18 protein-coding genes (1 of these 18 only partly in view) are annotated in these 18,356 nt (G+C 62.5%); 15 read left to right on the top strand and 3 right to left on the bottom strand.

The window, feature by feature from the left end; genetic code table 11:
* Positions 1-62 precede the first annotated feature (62 nt).
* From FFI94_RS17005 to FFI94_RS16940, 14 genes are all read left to right on the top strand, one after another.
* The gene (locus tag FFI94_RS17005; protein ID WP_138868876.1) at positions 63-1,382 is read left to right on the top strand and encodes an NAD(P)/FAD-dependent oxidoreductase; all 1,320 of its coding nucleotides are present in this window, start codon (positions 63-65) and stop codon (positions 1,380-1,382) included.
* Positions 1,382-2,293 carry a bile acid:sodium symporter family protein gene (locus FFI94_RS17000; RefSeq protein WP_138868875.1) on the top strand — a complete coding sequence of 304 codons (912 nt, stop codon included), beginning with the start codon at positions 1,382-1,384 and terminating at the stop codon, positions 2,291-2,293. Before FFI94_RS17005 ends, FFI94_RS17000 begins: the two co-directional genes overlap by 1 nt.
* Entirely contained in the window at positions 2,290-3,225 is a 936-nt protein-coding gene (locus tag FFI94_RS16995) for an SDR family oxidoreductase (RefSeq protein ID WP_138868874.1), read from the top strand. The genes FFI94_RS17000 and FFI94_RS16995 overlap by 4 nt, the downstream gene beginning before the upstream one ends.
* A gap of 65 nt (positions 3,226-3,290) precedes the next feature.
* Positions 3,291-3,788, top strand: a complete 498-nt coding sequence (locus tag FFI94_RS16990) for a hypothetical protein (protein ID WP_138868873.1) — start codon at positions 3,291-3,293, stop codon at positions 3,786-3,788.
* 54 nt (positions 3,789-3,842) lie between these two features.
* Entirely contained in the window at positions 3,843-4,898 is a 1,056-nt protein-coding gene (gene argC / locus FFI94_RS16985; protein WP_138868872.1) for an N-acetyl-gamma-glutamyl-phosphate reductase, read from the top strand.
* Positions 4,895-6,154, top strand: a complete 1,260-nt coding sequence (argJ, locus tag FFI94_RS16980) for a bifunctional glutamate N-acetyltransferase/amino-acid acetyltransferase ArgJ (protein WP_185993231.1) — start codon at positions 4,895-4,897, stop codon at positions 6,152-6,154. The genes argC and argJ overlap by 4 nt, the downstream gene beginning before the upstream one ends.
* Positions 6,151-7,068 carry an acetylglutamate kinase gene (argB, locus tag FFI94_RS16975; RefSeq protein ID WP_138868871.1) on the top strand — a complete coding sequence of 306 codons (918 nt, stop codon included), beginning with the start codon at positions 6,151-6,153 and terminating at the stop codon, positions 7,066-7,068. The genes argJ and argB overlap by 4 nt, the downstream gene beginning before the upstream one ends.
* On the top strand, positions 7,065-8,264 hold the full coding sequence (locus tag FFI94_RS16970) for an acetylornithine transaminase (RefSeq protein WP_138868870.1): 1,200 nt from the start codon (positions 7,065-7,067) through the stop codon (positions 8,262-8,264). The genes argB and FFI94_RS16970 overlap by 4 nt, the downstream gene beginning before the upstream one ends.
* 5 nt (positions 8,265-8,269) lie before the next feature.
* Entirely contained in the window at positions 8,270-9,208 is a 939-nt protein-coding gene (gene argF, locus FFI94_RS16965; protein ID WP_138868869.1) for an ornithine carbamoyltransferase, read from the top strand.
* Positions 9,205-9,684: an arginine repressor gene (locus tag FFI94_RS16960; protein WP_033230782.1), complete on the top strand. Its 480-nt coding sequence runs from the start codon at positions 9,205-9,207 to the stop codon at positions 9,682-9,684. Before argF ends, FFI94_RS16960 begins: the two co-directional genes overlap by 4 nt.
* Positions 9,685-9,731: 47 nt before the next feature.
* A complete protein-coding gene (locus FFI94_RS16955) occupies positions 9,732-10,931 on the top strand; it encodes an argininosuccinate synthase (protein ID WP_138868868.1) in 1,200 nt (399 codons plus the stop codon).
* A gap of 2 nt (positions 10,932-10,933) precedes the next feature.
* Positions 10,934-12,355: an argininosuccinate lyase gene (argH, locus tag FFI94_RS16950; protein WP_138868867.1), complete on the top strand. Its 1,422-nt coding sequence runs from the start codon at positions 10,934-10,936 to the stop codon at positions 12,353-12,355.
* 144 nt (positions 12,356-12,499) lie between these two features.
* On the top strand, positions 12,500-15,481 hold the full coding sequence (locus FFI94_RS16945; RefSeq protein ID WP_138868866.1) for an acyl-CoA synthetase: 2,982 nt from the start codon (positions 12,500-12,502) through the stop codon (positions 15,479-15,481).
* Between the two features lie 60 nt (positions 15,482-15,541).
* Positions 15,542-15,748 carry a Trm112 family protein gene (locus FFI94_RS16940; RefSeq protein WP_138868865.1) on the top strand — a complete coding sequence of 69 codons (207 nt, stop codon included), beginning with the start codon at positions 15,542-15,544 and terminating at the stop codon, positions 15,746-15,748.
* On the opposite strand, the gene FFI94_RS16935 is transcribed toward FFI94_RS16940, so the two are convergent.
* Genes FFI94_RS16935 through FFI94_RS16925 form a run of 3 tightly spaced genes read right to left on the bottom strand, consistent with a single transcriptional unit; the run spans position 15,745 to position 17,854 of the window.
* Entirely contained in the window at positions 15,745-16,371 is a 627-nt protein-coding gene (locus tag FFI94_RS16935) for a TetR family transcriptional regulator (RefSeq protein ID WP_138868864.1), read from the bottom strand. The two genes, FFI94_RS16940 and FFI94_RS16935, sit on opposite strands and share 4 nt — an antisense overlap.
* Complete coding sequence (locus FFI94_RS16930; protein ID WP_138868863.1) at positions 16,368-17,123, bottom strand: ABC transporter permease; 756 nt, start codon at positions 17,121-17,123, stop codon at positions 16,368-16,370. The genes FFI94_RS16935 and FFI94_RS16930 overlap by 4 nt, the downstream gene beginning before the upstream one ends.
* Positions 17,120-17,854 carry an ABC transporter ATP-binding protein gene (locus tag FFI94_RS16925; protein ID WP_138868862.1) on the bottom strand — a complete coding sequence of 245 codons (735 nt, stop codon included), beginning with the start codon at positions 17,852-17,854 and terminating at the stop codon, positions 17,120-17,122. Before FFI94_RS16925 ends, FFI94_RS16930 begins: the two co-directional genes overlap by 4 nt.
* A gap of 87 nt (positions 17,855-17,941) precedes the next feature.
* Here FFI94_RS16925 and FFI94_RS16920 point away from each other — a divergent pair, with 87 nt between their 5' ends.
* Positions 17,942-18,356, top strand: partial view of a DNA-3-methyladenine glycosylase gene (locus tag FFI94_RS16920; RefSeq protein ID WP_138868861.1) — the 5' portion only. It continues 194 nt past the right edge of the window; 415 of the gene's 609 nt are visible here — the first part of the coding sequence; it begins with the start codon at positions 17,942-17,944; the stop codon falls past the right edge of the window.

The raw sequence follows: 18,356 nt of genomic DNA, 5'->3' as shown, positions 1-18,356 counted from the left end.
CTGCCACTCTCAAGCGACAAGAGTGATCTGCGTCGAGCAGGCAGGGCGGACGGAAACAGCGGATGAGCACAGAGAACAAGTACGCGGTGATCGGTGCGGGACCGTCGGGTTTGGCCGGGGCTCGCAACCTCGATCGGGCAGGTATCGAGTTCGACGGTTTCGAGAGCCACGACGATGTCGGTGGACTCTGGGACATCGACAACCCGCACAGCACCGTGTACGAGTCGGCCCACCTCATTTCGTCGAAAAGCACTACCGCATTCACGGAATTTCCGATGGCGGATTCGGTGGCCGACTATCCCAGTCATGTGGAGCTCGCCGCGTATTTTCGCGACTATGCAGATGCCCATGATCTCCGGAAGAAGTTCAGCTTCGGAACCACCGTCGTTGACGTCACGCCGACTGGCTCGCGCTGGAAGGTGACGACCCGCAGCCGTGACGGGGAGACCGCGTCCGCGGCGTATCGGGGCGTAATCATCGCCAACGGGACGCTGTCCAAGCCGAACATGCCCACGTTTCCGGGTGAGTTCAGCGGCGAACTCCTGCATACGAGTGAGTACCGGAGCGCAGAGATTTTTCGTGGAAAACGGGTCCTGGTCATCGGGGCGGGCAACAGTGGGTGCGATATAGCCGTCGACGCTGTTCACTACGCCGATTCCGTGGATCTGAGTGTTCGGCGCGGGTACTACTTCGTTCCGAAGTACCTGTTCGGGCGTCCGTCGGACACGCTGAATCAGGGAAAGCCGTTGCCGCCGTGGATCAAACAACGACTCGATACCCTGGTGCTCAAACAGTTCACGGGTGATCCGGTGCGGTTCGGCTTTCCGGCGCCCGATTACAAGATCTACGAGTCGCATCCGGTGGTGAACTCCTTGATCTTGCACCACGTCGGTCACGGTGACGTGCGGGTTCGCGCTGACATCGACGGTTTCGACGGGGACAGCGTCCATTTTGTCGACGGATCGGTCTCCGACTACGACCTCGTGCTCTGCGCGACCGGCTACCACCTCGACTACCCGTTTATTGCGCGGAAGCATCTGGATTGGGCAGGGGCAGCGCCGGATCTATTTCTGAACGTCGCCAGCCGCCGGCACGACACCCTGTTTGTCCTCGGCATGGTCGAAGCGTCGGGCCTCGGGTGGCAGGGCCGCTTCGAGCAGGCCGAGATGGTCGCGAAACTGATCAAAGCGCGGACGGACGCTCCCGCGGCAGCGCGTGAATTCGACGCGGCCGCAGCTGGTCCGCCGCCCGATCTGTCCGGGGGATATCGGTATCTGACGTTGGGCCGGATGGCGTATTACGTGAACAAGGACGCCTATCGCGCCGAGATCAAGCGTCACATCGCACTATTCGATTCAGCGTTGACGAAGGGCGGGCAGTAATGCCGATCGACGAGGTCGTTCTCAACTTCAACCCGGGATCGTTGATGATTCTCAACGTGGTTCTGGCCGCGATCATGCTCGGGATCGCACTCGACACGTCGGTAGACGACTTCCGTCGTGCGCTGACCAAACCCAAGGCAATGGCAGTCGGCATTGCAGCGCAATTCGTATTACTACCGGCCGTGACGTTTGTTCTGACGCTGATTCTTTCACCGGCTCCGTCGGTGGCGCTCGGCATGATCCTGGTGGCGTGCTGCCCACCAGGCAACATCTCGAATGTCCTGACCCACCGCGCCGGCGGTGACGTCGCGCTGTCGGTGTCGATGACCGCCGTGTCGAATGTCCTCGCGATCTTCCTGATGCCACTCAACTTTGCGTTCTGGGGGAGTAGGCGCCCTGAGACGGACGCATTGCTGGCGTCGGTGGACCTGAATGCGGTCGAGATGGTCGTGCAGATCGCACTGATCATCGGTGTGCCGTTCGTCCTCGGAATCTGGGCTGCCCGGAAGTTCCCGGAGGTGGCCGCGAAGGCCCAACCCTGGGTGAAGAACGGCGCACTGGTCGCTTTGTTGATCTTCATCGTGGCGGGAGTAGCGGGCAACGCGTCGCAGTTCGTCGACTACATCGGTGTGGTGTTGATCGCGGTGTTCCTGCACGACGCTGTTGCGCTCGGCCTGGGTTACGTGTGCGGGGTCGCGACCGGCTTGAACGAATACAGCCGTCGCGCAGTCTCGTTCGAGGTCGGTATCCGTAACGCGGGGCTCGGCCTCGGGTTGGTCTTCACCTTCTTCGACGGCCTCGGCGGTATGGCCATCGTTGCCGGCTGGTGGGGAATTTGGGACATCATCGCAGGATTGGCGCTCGCCACAATCTGGTCGAAGCGTCGTATCCGAGCGGCGGTACCCGCGTGACCACTGCACTGATTACAGGTGGAAACGGGTTCCTCGGCACCGCTGTCGTCGAGGCCTTGACGGCGCAAGGCGTCACAGTCGTCAGCGCGGATCTCTCTGTTCCCGAGGTGGCTGCAGACCAGGTTCGTCGAGTACGGGCGGACGTCCGTAGCGCTACGGAGTTGACCGAGGTGTTTGCCGAATACCGGCCGGACGTCGTGGTTCACCTTGCGTCCATCGTCAATCCGGGCAAGCACACCACCGCGGAACAGGAGTATCGCGTCGATGTAGACGGCACGCGGAATGTGCTTGCTGCCTGCGTCGAATTCGGCGTGCGACGAGTGGTTGTCTCGTCGTCCGGCGCGGCGTACGGCTATCACGCCGACAATCCGCCGTGGATCACCGAGGACGCCGCTGTCAGAGGCAACGACGCATTCACCTACAGCCGCCACAAGCGCCTCGTCGAAGAAATGCTGGCCGAATACCGAATTGTGCACCCCGAACTCGAGCAGGTGATCTTTCGCATCGGCACGATCCTCGGCGAGACGGTGAGCAATCAGATCACCGCACTGTTCGACCGGCCCCGGCTTCTCAAGGTCGCCGGCAGTGACAGTCCGTTCGTATTTGTCTGGCATACCGATGTGGCGGGTGCTTTTGCCGAAGCGGTCACTGGCGAGCAGGTCGGGATCTTCAACGTTGCCGGTGACGGAGCGTTGACGGTCGATGATCTGGCAGCACAGATGGGAAAGGCAACGCTGACACTGCCGGCGTGGCTGTTGCGTAGTGTCCTGCGCGTCGGGAGGCGTCTCGGTGTGACGGAGCATGGACCGGAACGGGTCGGTTTTCTCCAGTACCGGCCGGTTCTCGACAATCGGCGGCTCAAGGAGCAGTTCGGTTACGTTCCCGCGTACTCGAGCCAGGAGGCGTTCACCGCGTATCTCGCGTCACGCTGACGTTCCGGCCGGCCGCCGTGGAAGGATCGAGGTTGTCCGTCGGCGATTTCGAGAAGGGACTGACGATGACAGAGCACGATGGTTCAGTACACGATGTGGTCGAAGCTGCACACGCACTCGACGACAAGGATTTTCTGGCCGTCATTCGTGCGGTCGCGGAACGTCGCCCCAGTTTGTCGGTTCTGCTCTCCGTCGTCGATGCGGCTGCTGCAAGCATCGATCAGAGTCGGCTAGAAGCCGATTCGACGGCCGCCGACGCCGAGGTGGTCGAGCTTCCCGACACTGTGGTGGAAGTTGACGAGATCATCGACGTCCCGGTGGTGTCGGTCAGTGGCACGATAATTTCCCAGCCCGATTACACCCAGCCCGACTACACCGAGGCGGGAGTCCCCACTTTCGATCGCGTTCGGGAGAAGATCGAGGGACGGCTCGGTACGTCGATCGGTTCGGCGGAGTTGGCGCACGAGAGTCCGGCCGGTAAGACCGTCGACGAGCAGTGGGACGAGCGTCAGAAGGCTGCGAAGGCCAAACTGGAGGAAATACGGCGTTCGATGGGTAAATAACAACCCCGGTAAGTAATTATGCATTCCCTTGCACGATGATGCATAATGATGTGTATGACTGAGGAGATACGTAAGCCGATCAGAGTCGCCGTTGCCGGTGCCAGTGGGTATGCCGGTGGTGAGGTTCTGCGTCTGCTTCTCGGACACCCCTCGTACGCCGACGGCAGCCTGGTGATCGGCTCTCTGACTGCCGGTGGAAATGCCGGTTCGACGCTCGGTGAGCATCACCCGCACCTTCTTCCGCTGTCGGCTCGGGTACTCGAAGAGACGACCGTTGACATCCTCGCCGGCCATGACGTGGTGTTCCTGGGTCTTCCGCACGGAAACTCTGCTCAGTACGCCAAGGCGCTGCCGGAATCGACGGTCATCATCGATTGCGGTGCAGACTTCCGGTTGCAGGACGGCGCGCTGTGGGAGAAGTTCTACAAGAGCCCCCACGCCGGAACGTGGCCGTACGGTCTTCCCGAATTGCCCGGCAACCGCGAGAAGTTGATGGGCGCAACGCGGATCGCGGTACCGGGTTGCTACCCGACGGCTGCAAGCCTGGCCTTGGCGCCCGCCGTTGCTGCCGGAATCGTCGGCTCGCATGTCAATGTTGTTGCCGTGAGCGGCACTTCGGGCGCCGGCCGGGCTCCCAAGGCTGATCTGCTCGGCTCCGAGGTCATGGGTTCGGCCCGCGCATACGGCGTCGGCGGAGTGCATCGCCACACCCCCGAAATCATCCAGAATCTGAAAGCTGCAGGCGGAGCGGACATCAGTGTGTCGTTCACTCCTGTTCTCGCTCCCATGCCTCGCGGCATCCTCGCAACGTGCACTGCTGCCACCACGGCCAGCGAAGCGCAGGCGCGGGAAGTATACGAAAACGCCTACAAGGACGAACCGTTCATCCATGTGCTGCCTGCCGGAGTCTTCCCGCAGACCGGCGCAGTGATCGGGTCCAACGCAGTACAGATCGGTATCGCCGTCGACAGCGACGCCGGTCAACTCGTTGTGATTTCAGCAATCGACAATCTCACCAAGGGCACGGCCGGTGGCGCAGTGCAATCGATGAATCTTGCCCTTGGTCTACCCGAGACCGCAGGTCTCTCTACCGTGGGAGTAGCTCCGTGAGCACCGACAATCCGCAGCAGATCGACGACGCCACCGAAACTGATGTGGTGCACGTCGCCGGCGGCCGCCTGCTTCGCACTCAGGGTGTGACGGCACCTGCCGGATTCCGCGGCGCCGGAATTGCCGCCGGTATCAAGAAGAGCGGCAAGTCGGATCTCGCGCTCGTGCTGAACGAAGGGCCTGATCTTGCGGCCGCCGGCGTGTTCACCCTCAACAAGGTGAAGGCCGCGCCGGTGCTGTGGTCGCAGCAGGTACTCACGACAGGCAAATTGCGTGCGGTCGTCCTCAACTCCGGTGGCGCCAACGCGTGCACGGGTGCCGGCGGATTCCAGGACGCGCACAAGACGGCCGAGGAAGTGGCGTCGGCGCTGAGCAATTGGGGAACTGAGACGGGCGCGATCGAAGTTGCCGTCTGTTCCACCGGACTTATCGGCGACCGGTTGCCCATGGACAAGCTTCTTCCCGGCGTCACCGAGATAGTGCACGAACTTGCCGGCGGCATCTCCGGTGGTACCGACGCGGCATACGCGATCATGACCACCGACACCGTGCCGAAGCAGGCGTCGCTGCACCACGCAAACAAGTGGAATGTCGGCGGAATGGCCAAGGGCGCAGGCATGCTGGCACCCGCATTGGCGACGATGCTGTGTGTGGTCACGACCGATGCCGTCGCCACCGCCGAGCAGCTCGATACTGCGCTCCGCGCGGCAACGCACCTGAGCTTCGATCGCCTCGACGTCGACGGCGCCACCTCGACCAACGACACCGTGCTGTTACTGGCCTCCGGCGCCAGCGGCGTTGCACCCAGCCAGGACGAACTGAACGCTGCCGTATTGGCGGTGTGCGACGACCTCGCCGATCAGATGATGGCCGACGCCGAGGGCGTCACCAAGCGTGTGAAGGTGACAGTGCGCGGTGCGGTCTCCGAGTCCGACGCGCTGATCGGTGCCAGGACCATTGCGCGTGACAGCCTGGTCAAGACCGCGCTGTTCGGCTCCGATCCCAACTGGGGACGCGTGCTTGCGGCCGTCGGTATCGCGCCCATCGAACTTGATCCTGATCGAATCAGTGTGTCTTTCAACGGAAGTCCCGTCTGCATCGACGGCGTCGGTGCACCGGGCGCGCGCGATGTCGATCTCAGTGGCATCGACATCGAGCTCGATATCAACCTCGGGCTCGGCGATCAGTCCGTGACGATTCGCACGACGGACCTGTCGCACGCGTATGTCGAAGAGAACTCGGCGTACTCGTCATGACCGATCTGTTGAGCGCGATCAGCGAGCACCAGAAGGCGCACGTCCTGGCTGGAGCGTTGCCGTGGCTGCAGCGCTTCCGGGACAAGATCGTCGTGGTCAAGTACGGCGGCAACGCGATGGTCGACGACGAACTCAAGACCGCGTTTGCGGCGGACATGGCGTTCCTGCGTACTGTCGGCATCCATCCCGTGGTGGTTCACGGTGGTGGGCCGCAGATCAACGCCATGCTGGCGCGTCTGGGTATGAAGGGCGAGTTTCGCGGCGGATTCCGGGTCACGACACCAGAGGTCATGGACGTCGTCCGGATGGTGCTCTTCGGTCAGGTAGGCCGCGAACTCGTCGGACTGATCAACGCGCACGGACCGTACGCGGTCGGAATTTCCGGCGAAGACGCACATCTGTTCACCGCAACGCGTCGTACCGTAGCGGTGGAAGGCGAGCAGACCGATATCGGCCTCGTCGGCGACGTCACCACGGTCAACCCCGACGCCGTGCTGGATCTCATTGCAGCAGGACGCATTCCGGTGGTATCGACTATCGCTCCCGACGCGGACGGTGTTGTTCACAACATCAATGCGGATACGGCTGCAGCTGCGTTGGCCGAGGCGATCGGTGCGGAAAAGCTGGTAGTCCTCACCGATGTCGAAGGGCTGTACACGGATTGGCCGGACCGGTCATCGCTCGCGAGCGAAATCGACGCCGACGCGCTGGCCGAGCTTCTGCCGAGTCTCGACGCGGGCATGGTGCCGAAGATGGAGGCCTGCCTACGCGCTGTGCGAGGCGGAGTTCCGTCGGCGCACGTTATCGACGGACGCCTTGCGCATTCCGTTCTACTCGAACTTTTCACAGGTGAGGGCATCGGCACGATGGTTGTGCCCGGAGCCGACATCACCGAGCAGGGAGCCAACTCATGAGCACGATCGAATTGCAGCAGCGGTGGTCCGCGTCGCTGATGAACAACTACGGCGTACCGCGGGTAGCTCTTGTGCGCGGTGAAGGTGCAGTCCTCACCGATGCCGACGGTAAGCAGTATGTCGATTTCCTGGCCGGCATCGCCGTCAACATTCTCGGTCACGCGCATCCCGCGATCATCGAGGCTGTGACGAATCAGCTGTCGACCCTCGGGCATGTCTCCAACCTGTATGCGAGTGAGCCTGCCATCGAATTGGCAGAGCAGTTGCTCGGACATCTGGGCAATGTGTCCGGTCGGGCGTTCTTCTGCAACTCGGGTACCGAGGCCAACGAGGCAGCCTTCAAACTTGCCCGCGCCACGGGACGCAAGAAGATCATCTCCGCGGAGAACTCTTTCCACGGCCGGACGATGGGCGCGTTGGCATTGACCGGTCAGCCGGCCAAGCGGGCGCCGTTCGAACCGATGCCTGCCGGCGTCGAATACGTTCCCTACGGAGATATCGAGGCTCTCGACCGGGCCGTCGATTCCGATACCGCAGCAGTGTTCCTCGAACCGATCATGGGTGAGAGCGGCGTTGTCGTGCCGCCAGAGGGCTACCTGGTCGAAGCTCGCCGGATCACCGCAGAGCGGGGCGCTCTGCTGGTACTGGACGAGGTGCAGACCGGAATCGGCCGGACGGGCTGGTTCTACGCCCATCAGGCTGTCGGCATCGTTCCGGACGTCATCACTCTCGCGAAGGGTCTCGGTGGCGGTATGCCGATCGGCGCCTGCATTGCGACGGGCGCGGCGGCGGAGTTGTTCGGTCCCGGCAAACACGGGACGACGTTCGGTGGCAACCCGGTGTGCGCTGCGGCAGCACTTGCCGTGCTGAAGACCGTCGCCGACGAAGACTTGATCTCACGCGCCGACAGCCTGGGCAAGTCCATCACCGCGGGCATCGAAGAGTTGGGCCATCCGTTGGTCGACTACGTCCGCGGTTCCGGCCTCCTGCTGGGTGTTGTGTTGACACAGGACGTTGCGCCCGCTGTGGAAAATGCAGCACGCGAAGCCGGGTATCTTGTGAATGCAGCGAATTCCGGAGTCATCCGGTTGGCACCGCCGCTGATCCTCACCGACGAGCAGGCCGAGGCGTTTGTGGCGGCATTACCTGCCATTTTCGATCACGCATTATCGGCTGATCAGCCGGGGGAGAAGTGACTACCATGGTGAAACACTTTCTCAGGGACGACGATCTGACTCCTGCGCAGCAGGCCGAGGTCCTGGCTCTGGCGGCCGAGCTCAAGAAAAACCCGTTCTCACGTCGCCCACTCGAGGGGCCGCGCGGCGTCGGGGTGATCTTCGAGAAGAACTCGACCCGCACGCGGTTCTCGTTCGAGATGGGTATCGCCCAGATGGGCGGCCATGCCGTTGTCGTCGACGGCCGGAGTACGCAACTCGGCCGCGAGGAGACCTTGGCCGATACCGGACGCGTCCTCTCCCGCTACGTCGACGCCGTCGTGTGGCGCACGTTCGGCCAGAAGCGCCTGGAGCAGATGGCAACGGGCGCAACAATTCCCATCGTCAACGCACTCTCCGACGAATTCCATCCGTGTCAGGTCCTGGCGGATCTGCAGACACTGGCCGAGCACAAGGGTGAGTTGAAGGGTCTGAACCTCACCTACCTGGGTGACGGTGCAAACAACATGGCGCACTCGCTGATGCTCGGCGGAGTCACGGCCGGTATCAATGTCACGATTTGTGGCCCGGAGGGATTCGAGCCGGCGGAGTGGATTCTGGCCGTAGCGCGTAAGCGGGCCGAGGAGACCGGTGCGACGATCACGGTGACCCGGGATCCGCAGAAAGCTGCCGCAGGCGCAGATGCACTCGTGACCGATGCGTGGACGTCGATGGGTCAGGAAAACGACGGACTCGATCGGGTCGGCCCCTTCCGCCCGTACCAGATCAACGCCGAACTACTGGCGCTGGCCGACCCCAAGGCTGTTGTCCTGCACTGTCTTCCCGCGCATCGCGGCGAAGAGGTTACCGACGATGTGCTCGACGGCGCGCAGAGTGTCGTGTGGGACGAGGCAGAGAACCGCTTGCATGCGCAAAAGGCCCTGTTGGTCTGGCTGCTGGAGCAGAGAACCGCAGGCGCAGCGTGAGCATCGCTCCTACTCGGGCCGGTCGCCAGTCGCGCATCATCGCGTTGCTGGCGGCACACCCGGTTCGCAGCCAGACGGAACTTGCGTCGCTGCTGGGAGAAGAAGGCATCGAGGCGACACAGGCAACGCTCTCGCGTGACCTCGAAGAGCTGGGAGCGGTCAAACTCCGGGCAGCAGATGGCGGCGCCGGTGTGTACGTGGTGCCCGAGGACGGCAACCCCGTACGCGGTGTCTCCGGCGGCACTGACCGCTTGTCGCGGCTGCTCGGAGAGCTGTTGGTGTCCACGGATTCCAGCGGCAACATGGCGGTACTCCGGACCCCACCGGGGGCTGCGCACTACCTGGCGAGTGCACTTGATCGTGCCTCGCTGACCGATATCGTGGGGACTATCGCGGGAGATGACACCATCTTCGTCATGGCCCGAGAACCGCTTTCCGGAGCGGAACTCAGCGCCATGATCGAATCCCTCGCCTGACCCCTTATTCTTGATAGAAGATTTTCAACCGAAGGAGCACACACACCATGGCCGATCGCGTCGTACTCGCCTACTCGGGCGGGCTGGACACCTCTGTTGCCATCAGTTGGATCGGTAAGGAGACCGGCGCTGAAGTTGTCGCCGTCGCCATCGATCTGGGACAGGGCGGCGAGGACATGGAGGTCGTGCGTCAGCGCGCACTCGACTGCGGCGCAGTCGAATCCGTTGTCGTCGACGCTCGCAACGAGTTCGCGGACGAATACTGCCTGCCGACCATCCAGGCCAACGCCCTGTACATGGACCGCTACCCGCTCGTGTCCGCGATCAGCCGTCCGCTGATCGTCAAGCACATCGTCGAGGCCGCACGCTCGCACGGCGGAACCATCGTTTCGCACGGTTGCACCGGTAAGGGCAACGACCAGGTTCGTTTCGAGGTCGGCTTCGGCGCCCTCGCTCCCGACCTCTCGGTCATCGCACCGGTTCGTGACTACGCCTGGACCCGCGAGAAGGCAATCGCTTTCGCGGAAGAGAACAACATCCCGATCAACGTGTCCAAGAAGTCGCCGTTCTCGATCGATCAGAACGTCTGGGGCCGCGCTGTCGAAACCGGATTCCTCGAGGATCTGTGGAACGCGCCCACCAAGGACGTCTACGACTACACCGAGGATCCGACGGCCAACTGGAACGCACCTGACGAGCTGATCATCAGCTTCGACAAGGGTCGCCCGGTTGCCATCGACGGCCGTCCGGTCTCCGTTCTCGAAGCTATCCAGGAACTGAACCGCCGCGCTGGTGCTCAGGGCGTCGGCCGTCTCGACGTCGTCGAGGACCGCCTCGTGGGCATCAAGAGCCGCGAGATCTACGAAGCTCCCGGTGCGATGGTCCTCATCACCGCTCACCAGGAACTCGAGCATGTCACCCTCGAACGCGAACTCGGTCGCTACAAGCGTCAGATGGAGCAGCGTTGGTCCGAGCTGGTCTACGACGGCCTGTGGTTCTCCCCGCTCAAGGATGCTCTCGACACGTTTGTCGAGAAGACGCAGGAACGCGTCACCGGCGACATCCGTCTCTTCCTGCACGGTGGAGCCATCACGGTCAACGGCCGTCGTAGCCCCGAGTCGCTGTACGACTTCAACCTCGCTACGTACGACGAGGGCGACAGCTTCGACCAGTCCGCTTCGAAGGGCTTCGTCGAGATCCACGGTCTGTCGTCGAAGGTCGCCGCAAAGCGCGATCTGGGTCTCTGACTGTGACTGCCAGCCACGGAACAAATGAAGGCGCACTGTGGGGCGGGCGGTTCGAATCCGGACCGGCTGCCGCCATGGCGGCGCTGAGTAAGTCGACTCATTTCGACTGGGTTCTGGCTCCGTACGACGTGCGAGCGTCGCAGGCTCATGCCCGCGTGCTGAACAAGGCCGGTCTGCTCAGCGAGGCCGATCTCGCAACCATGCTCGACGGTTTGGAGCGGCTCGCCGCTGACGTCGCCAGTGGTGCGTTCGGTCCGAGCGAGTCGGACGAAGACGTGCACGGCGCACTCGAGCGTGGTCTGATCGAGCGGGTCGGTCCCGAGGTCGGTGGGCGTCTGCGTGCCGGTCGTTCACGTAACGACCAGGTGGCGACACTGTTCCGTATGTGGCTGCGTGATGCGGTGCGCCGCGTCGCGGACGGAGTGCTCGACGTCGTCGACGCTCTTGCCACCCAGGCGGCTGCACATCCCGACGCGGTCATGCCGGGTAAGACGCACTTGCAGGCAGCTCAGCCGGTGTTGCTCGCGCATCACCTTCTGGCGCATGCACATCCGTTGTTGCGTGACGTTGCGCGTCTGCGTGACTTCGACGTGCGAGCTGCGGTGTCTCCGTATGGTTCCGGCGCGCTTGCCGGTTCCTCGCTCGGACTCGACCCCGAAGCTATTGCGGCAGAACTGAAATTCGACAGTTCGGCGGAGAACTCGATCGACGCCACGGCGTCGCGTGACTTCGCTGCCGAGGCCGCGTTCGTGCTGGCCATGATCGGGGTCGACCTGTCGAGGATGGCCGAAGAGGTCATCATCTGGAGCACACCGGAATTCGGCTACATCACGCTCGCCGACGCGTGGTCTACCGGATCGTCGATCATGCCGCAGAAGAAGAATCCGGATGTTTCCGAGCTCACGCGCGGTAAGTCGGGTCGTCTGATCGGCAACCTCACGGGATTGTTGGCGACGCTCAAGGCTCAGCCCTTGGCGTACAACCGCGATCTGCAGGAGGACAAGGAACCGGTCTTCGATTCGGTTGCGCAACTCGAAATGTTGCTCCCGGCCATCACGGGTCTGGTGCAGACACTCGAGTTCCACACCGAGCGCATGGCGGAGTTGGCACCGGCCGGCTTCACGCTGGCCACCGACATCGCAGAATGGATGGTCCGTCAGGGCGTTCCGTTCCGCGTCGCACATGAGGCCGCGGGTGCGTGTGTGCGCGTCGCCGAGGCTCGTGGCGTCGGACTCGAGGATCTGACCGACGAGGAACTGGCCGGTGTCGACGCGTCGTTGACACCCGCTGTTCGGGAAGTTCTGACGGTCGAGGGTTCCATCGCCTCGCGCAACGCACGTGGCGGAACCGCAGGTGTCCGGGTGGCCGAGCAACTGAACGGCGTACGCACGCTGGCTCAGTCGCTGCGGGAGTGGCCACTCTAAGCCAGTCACTGGTTGTCGATGTTGTCGTACGCGGTCAGAGAGGATTTTTTCTCTCTGGCCGCGTACGTGTTATCCGGGGCAGTAGGCTTGTTTAGCTCGACACGAATGCGACAGAAGTTTTGACGCGAGTTACTTGGGAGTGAAATGGTGGGATTGAATTCCAAGTCGGTGCTGGGCCCGCTTCGGCGGGTGGTCGCGACAGCGCAGAACGGCCTGGAGGTTGTTCGTCTAGGCGGACTCGAGACGGATCTGACAACCTCGCCGTTCGAGATCGTCGAACGCGCGCCGATGTATCGTCTCCGGCGGTATTTCCCGGACACAGATCCAGCGGAGGTCGGTCCGCCGATCGTGTTGATCCCGCCGATGATGATGTCGGCCGGCGTGTACGACGTGACACGCGATCAGGGGGCTGTCGGCATCCTCCACGAGATGGGGCTTGATCCGTGGGTAGTCGACTTCGGTGAACCTGACGCGCAGGACGGTGGCTGGGGCCGCAATCTCGCCGACCACATCATCGCGCTCAGTGAGGTCGTCGATCACGTCCATCGGCACACGGGCAAAGACGTTCACCTGTCGGGATATTCGCAGGGCGGAATGTTCGCTTACCAAGCTGCGGCATACCGTCAGAGCCGAAATATCGCCAGTCTCATCACTTTCGGAAGCCCGGTCGACACGCTTGCGGCGCTCCCGTTCGGTATTCCGGCGGGGATAGCCACGTGGGGAGCAGATTTTCTCGCCGACCACGTCTTCAACAGGCTGGCGGTTACGGGATGGATGGCTCGGACAGGCTTCCAGCTGCTCGATCCCGTCAAGACGCTCAAGTCGCGCGTCGACTTTCTGCTTCAACTTCACGATCGTGAGGCGCTTCTACCGCGGGAACAGCAACGACGCTTCCTGGCGACGGAGGGATGGGTCGGCTGGTCCGGGCCCGCCGTTGCCGAACTGCTCAAGCAGTTTGTCGTGCATAACCGGATGATGTCCGGTGGGTTTGTCATCAAGGACCAAGCCGTGACGCTTGCGTCGATCACCTGTCCCGTCCTGGCCTTTGTCGGCGAGGTGGATGACATCGGGCAACCCCAAGCGGTCCGCGGGATCACGCAGGCGGCGCCGCGAGCTGACGTCTACGAATCAACCTTGCGCGCTGGGCATTTCGGACTGGTGGTGGGCTCCGTCGCCGCAAATCACACGTGGCCGACAACGGGCGAATTCGTGCAGTGGATCGAACAGGGGGGGACTCGGCCGGCGCGTGTCGTCAGGATGCCGCAGGGTCCGTACCCCGAGGACGAGACCGGGGTGTCGATGAGCAATCGGATCATTCACACCGTCGCGTCGGTAGCCGAGGTCGGCGTCGGCGTGACCAAGGGAATCAGCGATCTGGCCAGCGGTGCATTGCGCGGGACTTTCGAATTGTCCGGCGAGGCTGCTCGCGCTCTGCCCAGGTTGGCCAGGCTCAATCAGATTCAGCCGCACACCAAGATTTCGCTCAGTGCACTGTTGGCCGAGCAGCGACGTAAGGCTCCGGCGGGGGAGTGCTTCCTCTTCGACAACCGCGTCCATACCTACGAAGCCGTCAACATCCGGATCGACAACGTTGTTCGCGGTTTGATATCTGTCGGAGTGCGACCGGCTGCGCACGTCGGAATTCTCATGGAGACGCGGCCAAGTGCTCTCGCTGCCATCGCCGCGCTGTCGCGACTCGGAGCTGTTGCAGTCATGCTCCCACCCGGCGGCGACCTTGCGACGGCAGTGAAACTCGGAAATGTCGACCGGATCATCACCGATCCGGAGAACGTTCAGGAAGTGCTGTCAGCGGGGCGTCCGGTCCTGGTACTCGGCGGCGGTGACGCGCGTGGATTGAGCGTGGATCCTGCGCACGACGTCATCGATCTCGAGCAGATCGACCCGGAGACGGTAAGTCTGCCGGGTTGGTACAGGCCCGATCCGGGGATTGCGCGCGAACTTGCCTTCATCATCTTCGCGGAATCGGGTGGCCGACTCGAAGCCAAGCAGATTACCAACTACCGGTGGGCGTTGTCGGCATTCGGTACGGCCTCCGCTGCCGACCTCGATCGCGGCGACACCGTGTATTGCCTGGCGCCGCTCCATCATTCGTCGAGTTTGCTGGCGACGATCGGCGGCGCAATGGCAGGTGGCAGTCGGATCGCGCTGTCGAGAGGGCTGGACCCGGCTCGATTTGTCGAGGAGATCCATCGCTACGGCGTCACCGTCGTGAGCTACACGTGGTCGATGATGCGCGAGATTCTCGACGAGGATCTTCTCCTGCTCGACGGTACTCATCCCGTTCGGCTCTTCATCGGATCCGGTATGTCGCCCGGGCTGTGGAAGCGCACCACCGAGGCGTTCGATCCGGCTCAGATCCTCGAGTTCTACGCCTCCACCGAAGGTGACGTGATCCTCGCGAATGTGGCCGGATCGAAGATCGGGTGCAAGGGGCGTCCGTTGCCGGGTAGTGCTCGGGTGCGACTCGCGGCCTACGATCCGCGCAGCGGCCGACTCCTCGAGAACGAGGACGGGTTTGTCCGCGAGTGCGCTGACGACGAGGTCGGATTGTTGCTGGGTCGTGCAGGGTTCAATGCTGATCTGTCCGGCGGCGCCATGCGCGGGCTGTTCGAGGCCGGTGATTCCTGGATTCCGACTGAAAATCTGTTCCGCCGCGATTCCGACGGCGATTACTGGCTGGTCGACCACAAGAACACGGTGATCTCGACGGTGCGTGGACCCGTGTTCACCGCTCCGATCGTCGACGCGCTGTCGAGCGTCTCGCGGGTGGATCTTGCGGTGGCGTACGCGGTAGGTCACGCGCCGTTCCAGTTGGCAGTGGCTGCGGTGACCTGGTTGCCGGGGCGCAATTTCCGTGCGGCAGAACTTGCCGAGACGTTGGATCAACTCGATTTCGATGCTCGTCCGGACATCGTGCATGTGGTCGACGAGATCGCTGTCGGTTCGTCGTTCCGGCCCGATCCCGCCGCGCTCGCGGCGGCGGGACTGCCGGCTCCGGGACCGCGGACCTGGTATCTCGACTCCGAAACCCAGTCGTACAAGCGGCTGACCAAGGCGGTTGCAGCACAATTGATGCCGACCAGGATGGGTACGGGTTCGCGGTGAGTATCGGCTCAGCGGGTAGCCTGAACCTGATCGGTTCGTGTTCGGTTCGAGAGGATAAACGTGGCTATTGATTCGACGTTGCTCAGCATTTTGGCCTGCCCGCAAGACAAGGGTCCACTGCTGTTGGTCGGGGACGAGCTGCTCTACAACCCTCGCCTGCGACGCGCTTACCCGATTGAAAACGGCATTCCGGTGCTGCTGATCGATGAAGCGCGCGATGTTGCCGACGACGAGCACGAGCAGTTGCTCGCCAAAGCAGAGGGCTAGGTCGGCCGTTCCGGCTGAATCGGCAATTTGCCGGTGAGGTACCGCTGGAGGTTCGGCGCCACCAGCGGTACCAGGGCGTCGACGCTCAGCGATTTCAGCGGTTCCAGCTCGAGAATGTAGCGAGTGACCAGGAGTCCAGCGATCTGCGACGCCACCAACTCGGCGCGAAGTAGTCCGGTGCCCGCAGGTGTGTCCACGCGCGGGATGATGTCCCGTAAGACGATGTTCAGAAGGAAACTCTGAATCAGTCGTGTTCCGTCACCGGTAATTGCGGAACGAAATGCGGCGAGAATCGCGTCCTGATGCTCCGATTCCCAGACGCCGAGGACAGCGGTCAGCAGGCTAATGCCCAGTTGGTCGTCTGTAGACGAATGAACCGGTGTGAGGACACTTTTCGGATCCAGCGGTAGGTCGATTGCAGCAGTGAACAACTGCTCTTTACTGCCGAAGTAGTGATGAATCAGAGCCGGATCGACGTCGGCGTCACTTGCGATGGCGCGGACGGTGGTTCGCGCGAAACCGTTTTGTGAGAATGCGCGTCTGGCGCTGTCGAGGATCTGCGTGCGCGTCTCGGACTTGCCGGGGCGCCGGCCAGGTCGCAACGGTATTTTGTTGCTACTCATGGGGTTCGGCGGTCGAGTGTTGCGGCGGCCAGGGTGAGCGCGGCCGCGGCGAAGAGCGCCATCACTGCGAGATCGCGCCACATTTGACCAGTGGCATGAGCGTTCATCGATACTTGCTGAAGTGCGTCGACGGCGTAGCTCAGCGGTAGGACGTTGCTGATCCATTCGAGCCACGTCGGTAATTGGTCGCGGGGAACCAGGAGTCCGCAGAGGAACAATTGTGGAACTACCACCACCGGCATGAACTGAACGGCTTGGAACTCGGTCTTTGCAAAAGCGCTGGCCAACAGGCCGAGCGCTACTCCGAGGATTGCGCCCAGTACAGCGATGACAATCACCCAGCCGAGGCTTCCGGCGATAGTGAGACCGAGAAAGCCGAACGCAACGGCGCACGCGAGAGATGCTTGCGCCGCAGCCGACAGAGAAAACGCTGCCGCGTATCCGGCGAGAAGGTCAAGTTTGCCCATCGGCGTGGTGAGTAGTCGTTCGAGGGTTCCGGAACTGCGCTCACGTTGCATAGCGATGGAGGTGACCAGGAACATCACGACAAAGGGCAGGATCCCGAGCATCGTGATGGCGACCCGTTGGAACAGCGGTACTGCGCCCGGTGCAGTCGGGACGTCGACGTAGAGGAAATACAGCAGGATCATCAGCAGCGACGGAACCAGCAAGATCATGGCAACTGTGCGGCGGTCCTGGCGCAGCTGCATGAGTATTCGAACCGTAGTTGCTCCGAAGATGGTGACACTCATGATATTTCGCCTCCCACCGGCGAGGTCCGGATAAGCTCCAGGAATGCGTCTTCGAGGCGTTCGCACCTGGTTTTGACGCGTAGTTCGTCAGGCGTCAGTTGCGCAAGTAGGTATCCGTCGCGCATCAGGATCAGCTCCGCGCAATGGTCTGCTTCGTCCATGACGTGACTGGAGATCAACAGGGTGGTTCCGCCCTTGGCGAGTTCGGCAAATCTCTCCCAGAGTTCAACGCGAAGGACGGGGTCGAGCCCGACGGTCGGCTCGTCGAGAACCAGCAGGTCGGGGTCGGCAACCAAAGCGCACGCGAGTGACACGCGCCCGATCTGACCCCCGGACAGGTCTGCGCCGAGCTGGTCGGTATAGCGAGTGAGCCCCACTGCGTCGATTGCGGCGCGAACATCGGCTCCGGATTTGCCGTACAAAGATCCGAAATACTGGACGTTGCGGGTGACGGTCAGGTCGCGGTAGACGCTGGGGGATTGGGTGACATACCCGACGCGTCGACGTAGTGCCGGTGATCCGGCGTGATCGCCGAGAACGCCTACGTCACCGCTCTTGACGATCTGAGTTCCGACTATCGCACGCATCAGTGTTGTCTTGCCGCACCCGGACGGGCCGAGCAGTCCCGTGACCGATCCGGCGGCTACCTGCAGGTTTATGGAGTGGAGTACCTCTTGCTTTCCGCGGATGACAGTGAGTCCTCGGATGTCGATCGCAGGTGGTGTGGTCACGGCGAACCTCGATTCCATTAATTCATCACATGTTGAATTGTGAAACCGGGCAAGACCCAGCGTCAAGAGGAAAGGCACAATCGAATTGTGAGCATCAAGCAGTTGGCGCGCGTGACGTCCCCGCTGGAGGCGGGACTGATCATTCTCGGTTCGACGCTGTCAGTAGACGACGTGAGCCTTCGGATCGTCGAAGTGGAGGCATACGGCGGGGAGAAGGACGGACCGTGGCCGGACCCGGCAGCGCATTCCTATCGGGGACGCACGCCCCGTAACCGTGTCATGTTCGAGCGCGCAGGTTTGCTGTACGTGTATCGCAGTTACGGGATGCATTTCTGCATGAATATCTCGTACGGGCCGACCGGGGTAGCCGGTGGAGTCCTGCTCCGGGCAGCAGAGGTTGAAGCTGGTCATGATGTTGTGGGTGGTCGCCGGTCACCGGATCGTCCGCGCCACAACTGGGCTCGTGGCCCGGGAAATCTCGGGTCTGCGGCGGGAATTACTC

It is taken from the genome of Rhodococcus sp. KBS0724, assembly GCF_005938745.2.
Taxonomy (GTDB): Bacteria; Actinomycetota; Actinomycetes; order Mycobacteriales; family Mycobacteriaceae; genus Rhodococcus_F.
The sequence above is the reverse complement of the archived record's forward strand: the minus strand, read 5'-3'. Positions and strand labels throughout refer to the sequence as shown.

Excerpts from the sequence above, each read along its gene's own strand:
- FFI94_RS16935 (WP_138868864.1), bottom strand. The coding sequence starts at position 16,371 with ATGAGTAGCAACAAAATACCGTTGCGACCTGGCCGGCGCCCCGGCAAG.
- argF (WP_138868869.1), top strand. The coding sequence starts at position 8,270 with ATGGTGAAACACTTTCTCAGGGACGACGATCTGACTCCTGCGCAGCAG.
- FFI94_RS16990 (WP_138868873.1), top strand. The coding sequence starts at position 3,291 with ATGACAGAGCACGATGGTTCAGTACACGATGTGGTCGAAGCTGCACAC.
- FFI94_RS17000 (WP_138868875.1), top strand. The coding sequence starts at position 1,382 with ATGCCGATCGACGAGGTCGTTCTCAACTTCAACCCGGGATCGTTGATG.
- FFI94_RS16930 (WP_138868863.1), bottom strand. The coding sequence starts at position 17,123 with ATGAGTGTCACCATCTTCGGAGCAACTACGGTTCGAATACTCATGCAG.
- FFI94_RS16955 (WP_138868868.1), top strand. The coding sequence starts at position 9,732 with ATGGCCGATCGCGTCGTACTCGCCTACTCGGGCGGGCTGGACACCTCT.
- FFI94_RS16945 (WP_138868866.1), top strand. The coding sequence starts at position 12,500 with ATGGTGGGATTGAATTCCAAGTCGGTGCTGGGCCCGCTTCGGCGGGTG.
- FFI94_RS17005 (WP_138868876.1), top strand. The coding sequence starts at position 63 with ATGAGCACAGAGAACAAGTACGCGGTGATCGGTGCGGGACCGTCGGGT.
- argB (WP_138868871.1), top strand. The coding sequence starts at position 6,151 with ATGACCGATCTGTTGAGCGCGATCAGCGAGCACCAGAAGGCGCACGTC.
- FFI94_RS16970 (WP_138868870.1), top strand. The coding sequence starts at position 7,065 with ATGAGCACGATCGAATTGCAGCAGCGGTGGTCCGCGTCGCTGATGAAC.
- argC (WP_138868872.1), top strand. The coding sequence starts at position 3,843 with ATGACTGAGGAGATACGTAAGCCGATCAGAGTCGCCGTTGCCGGTGCC.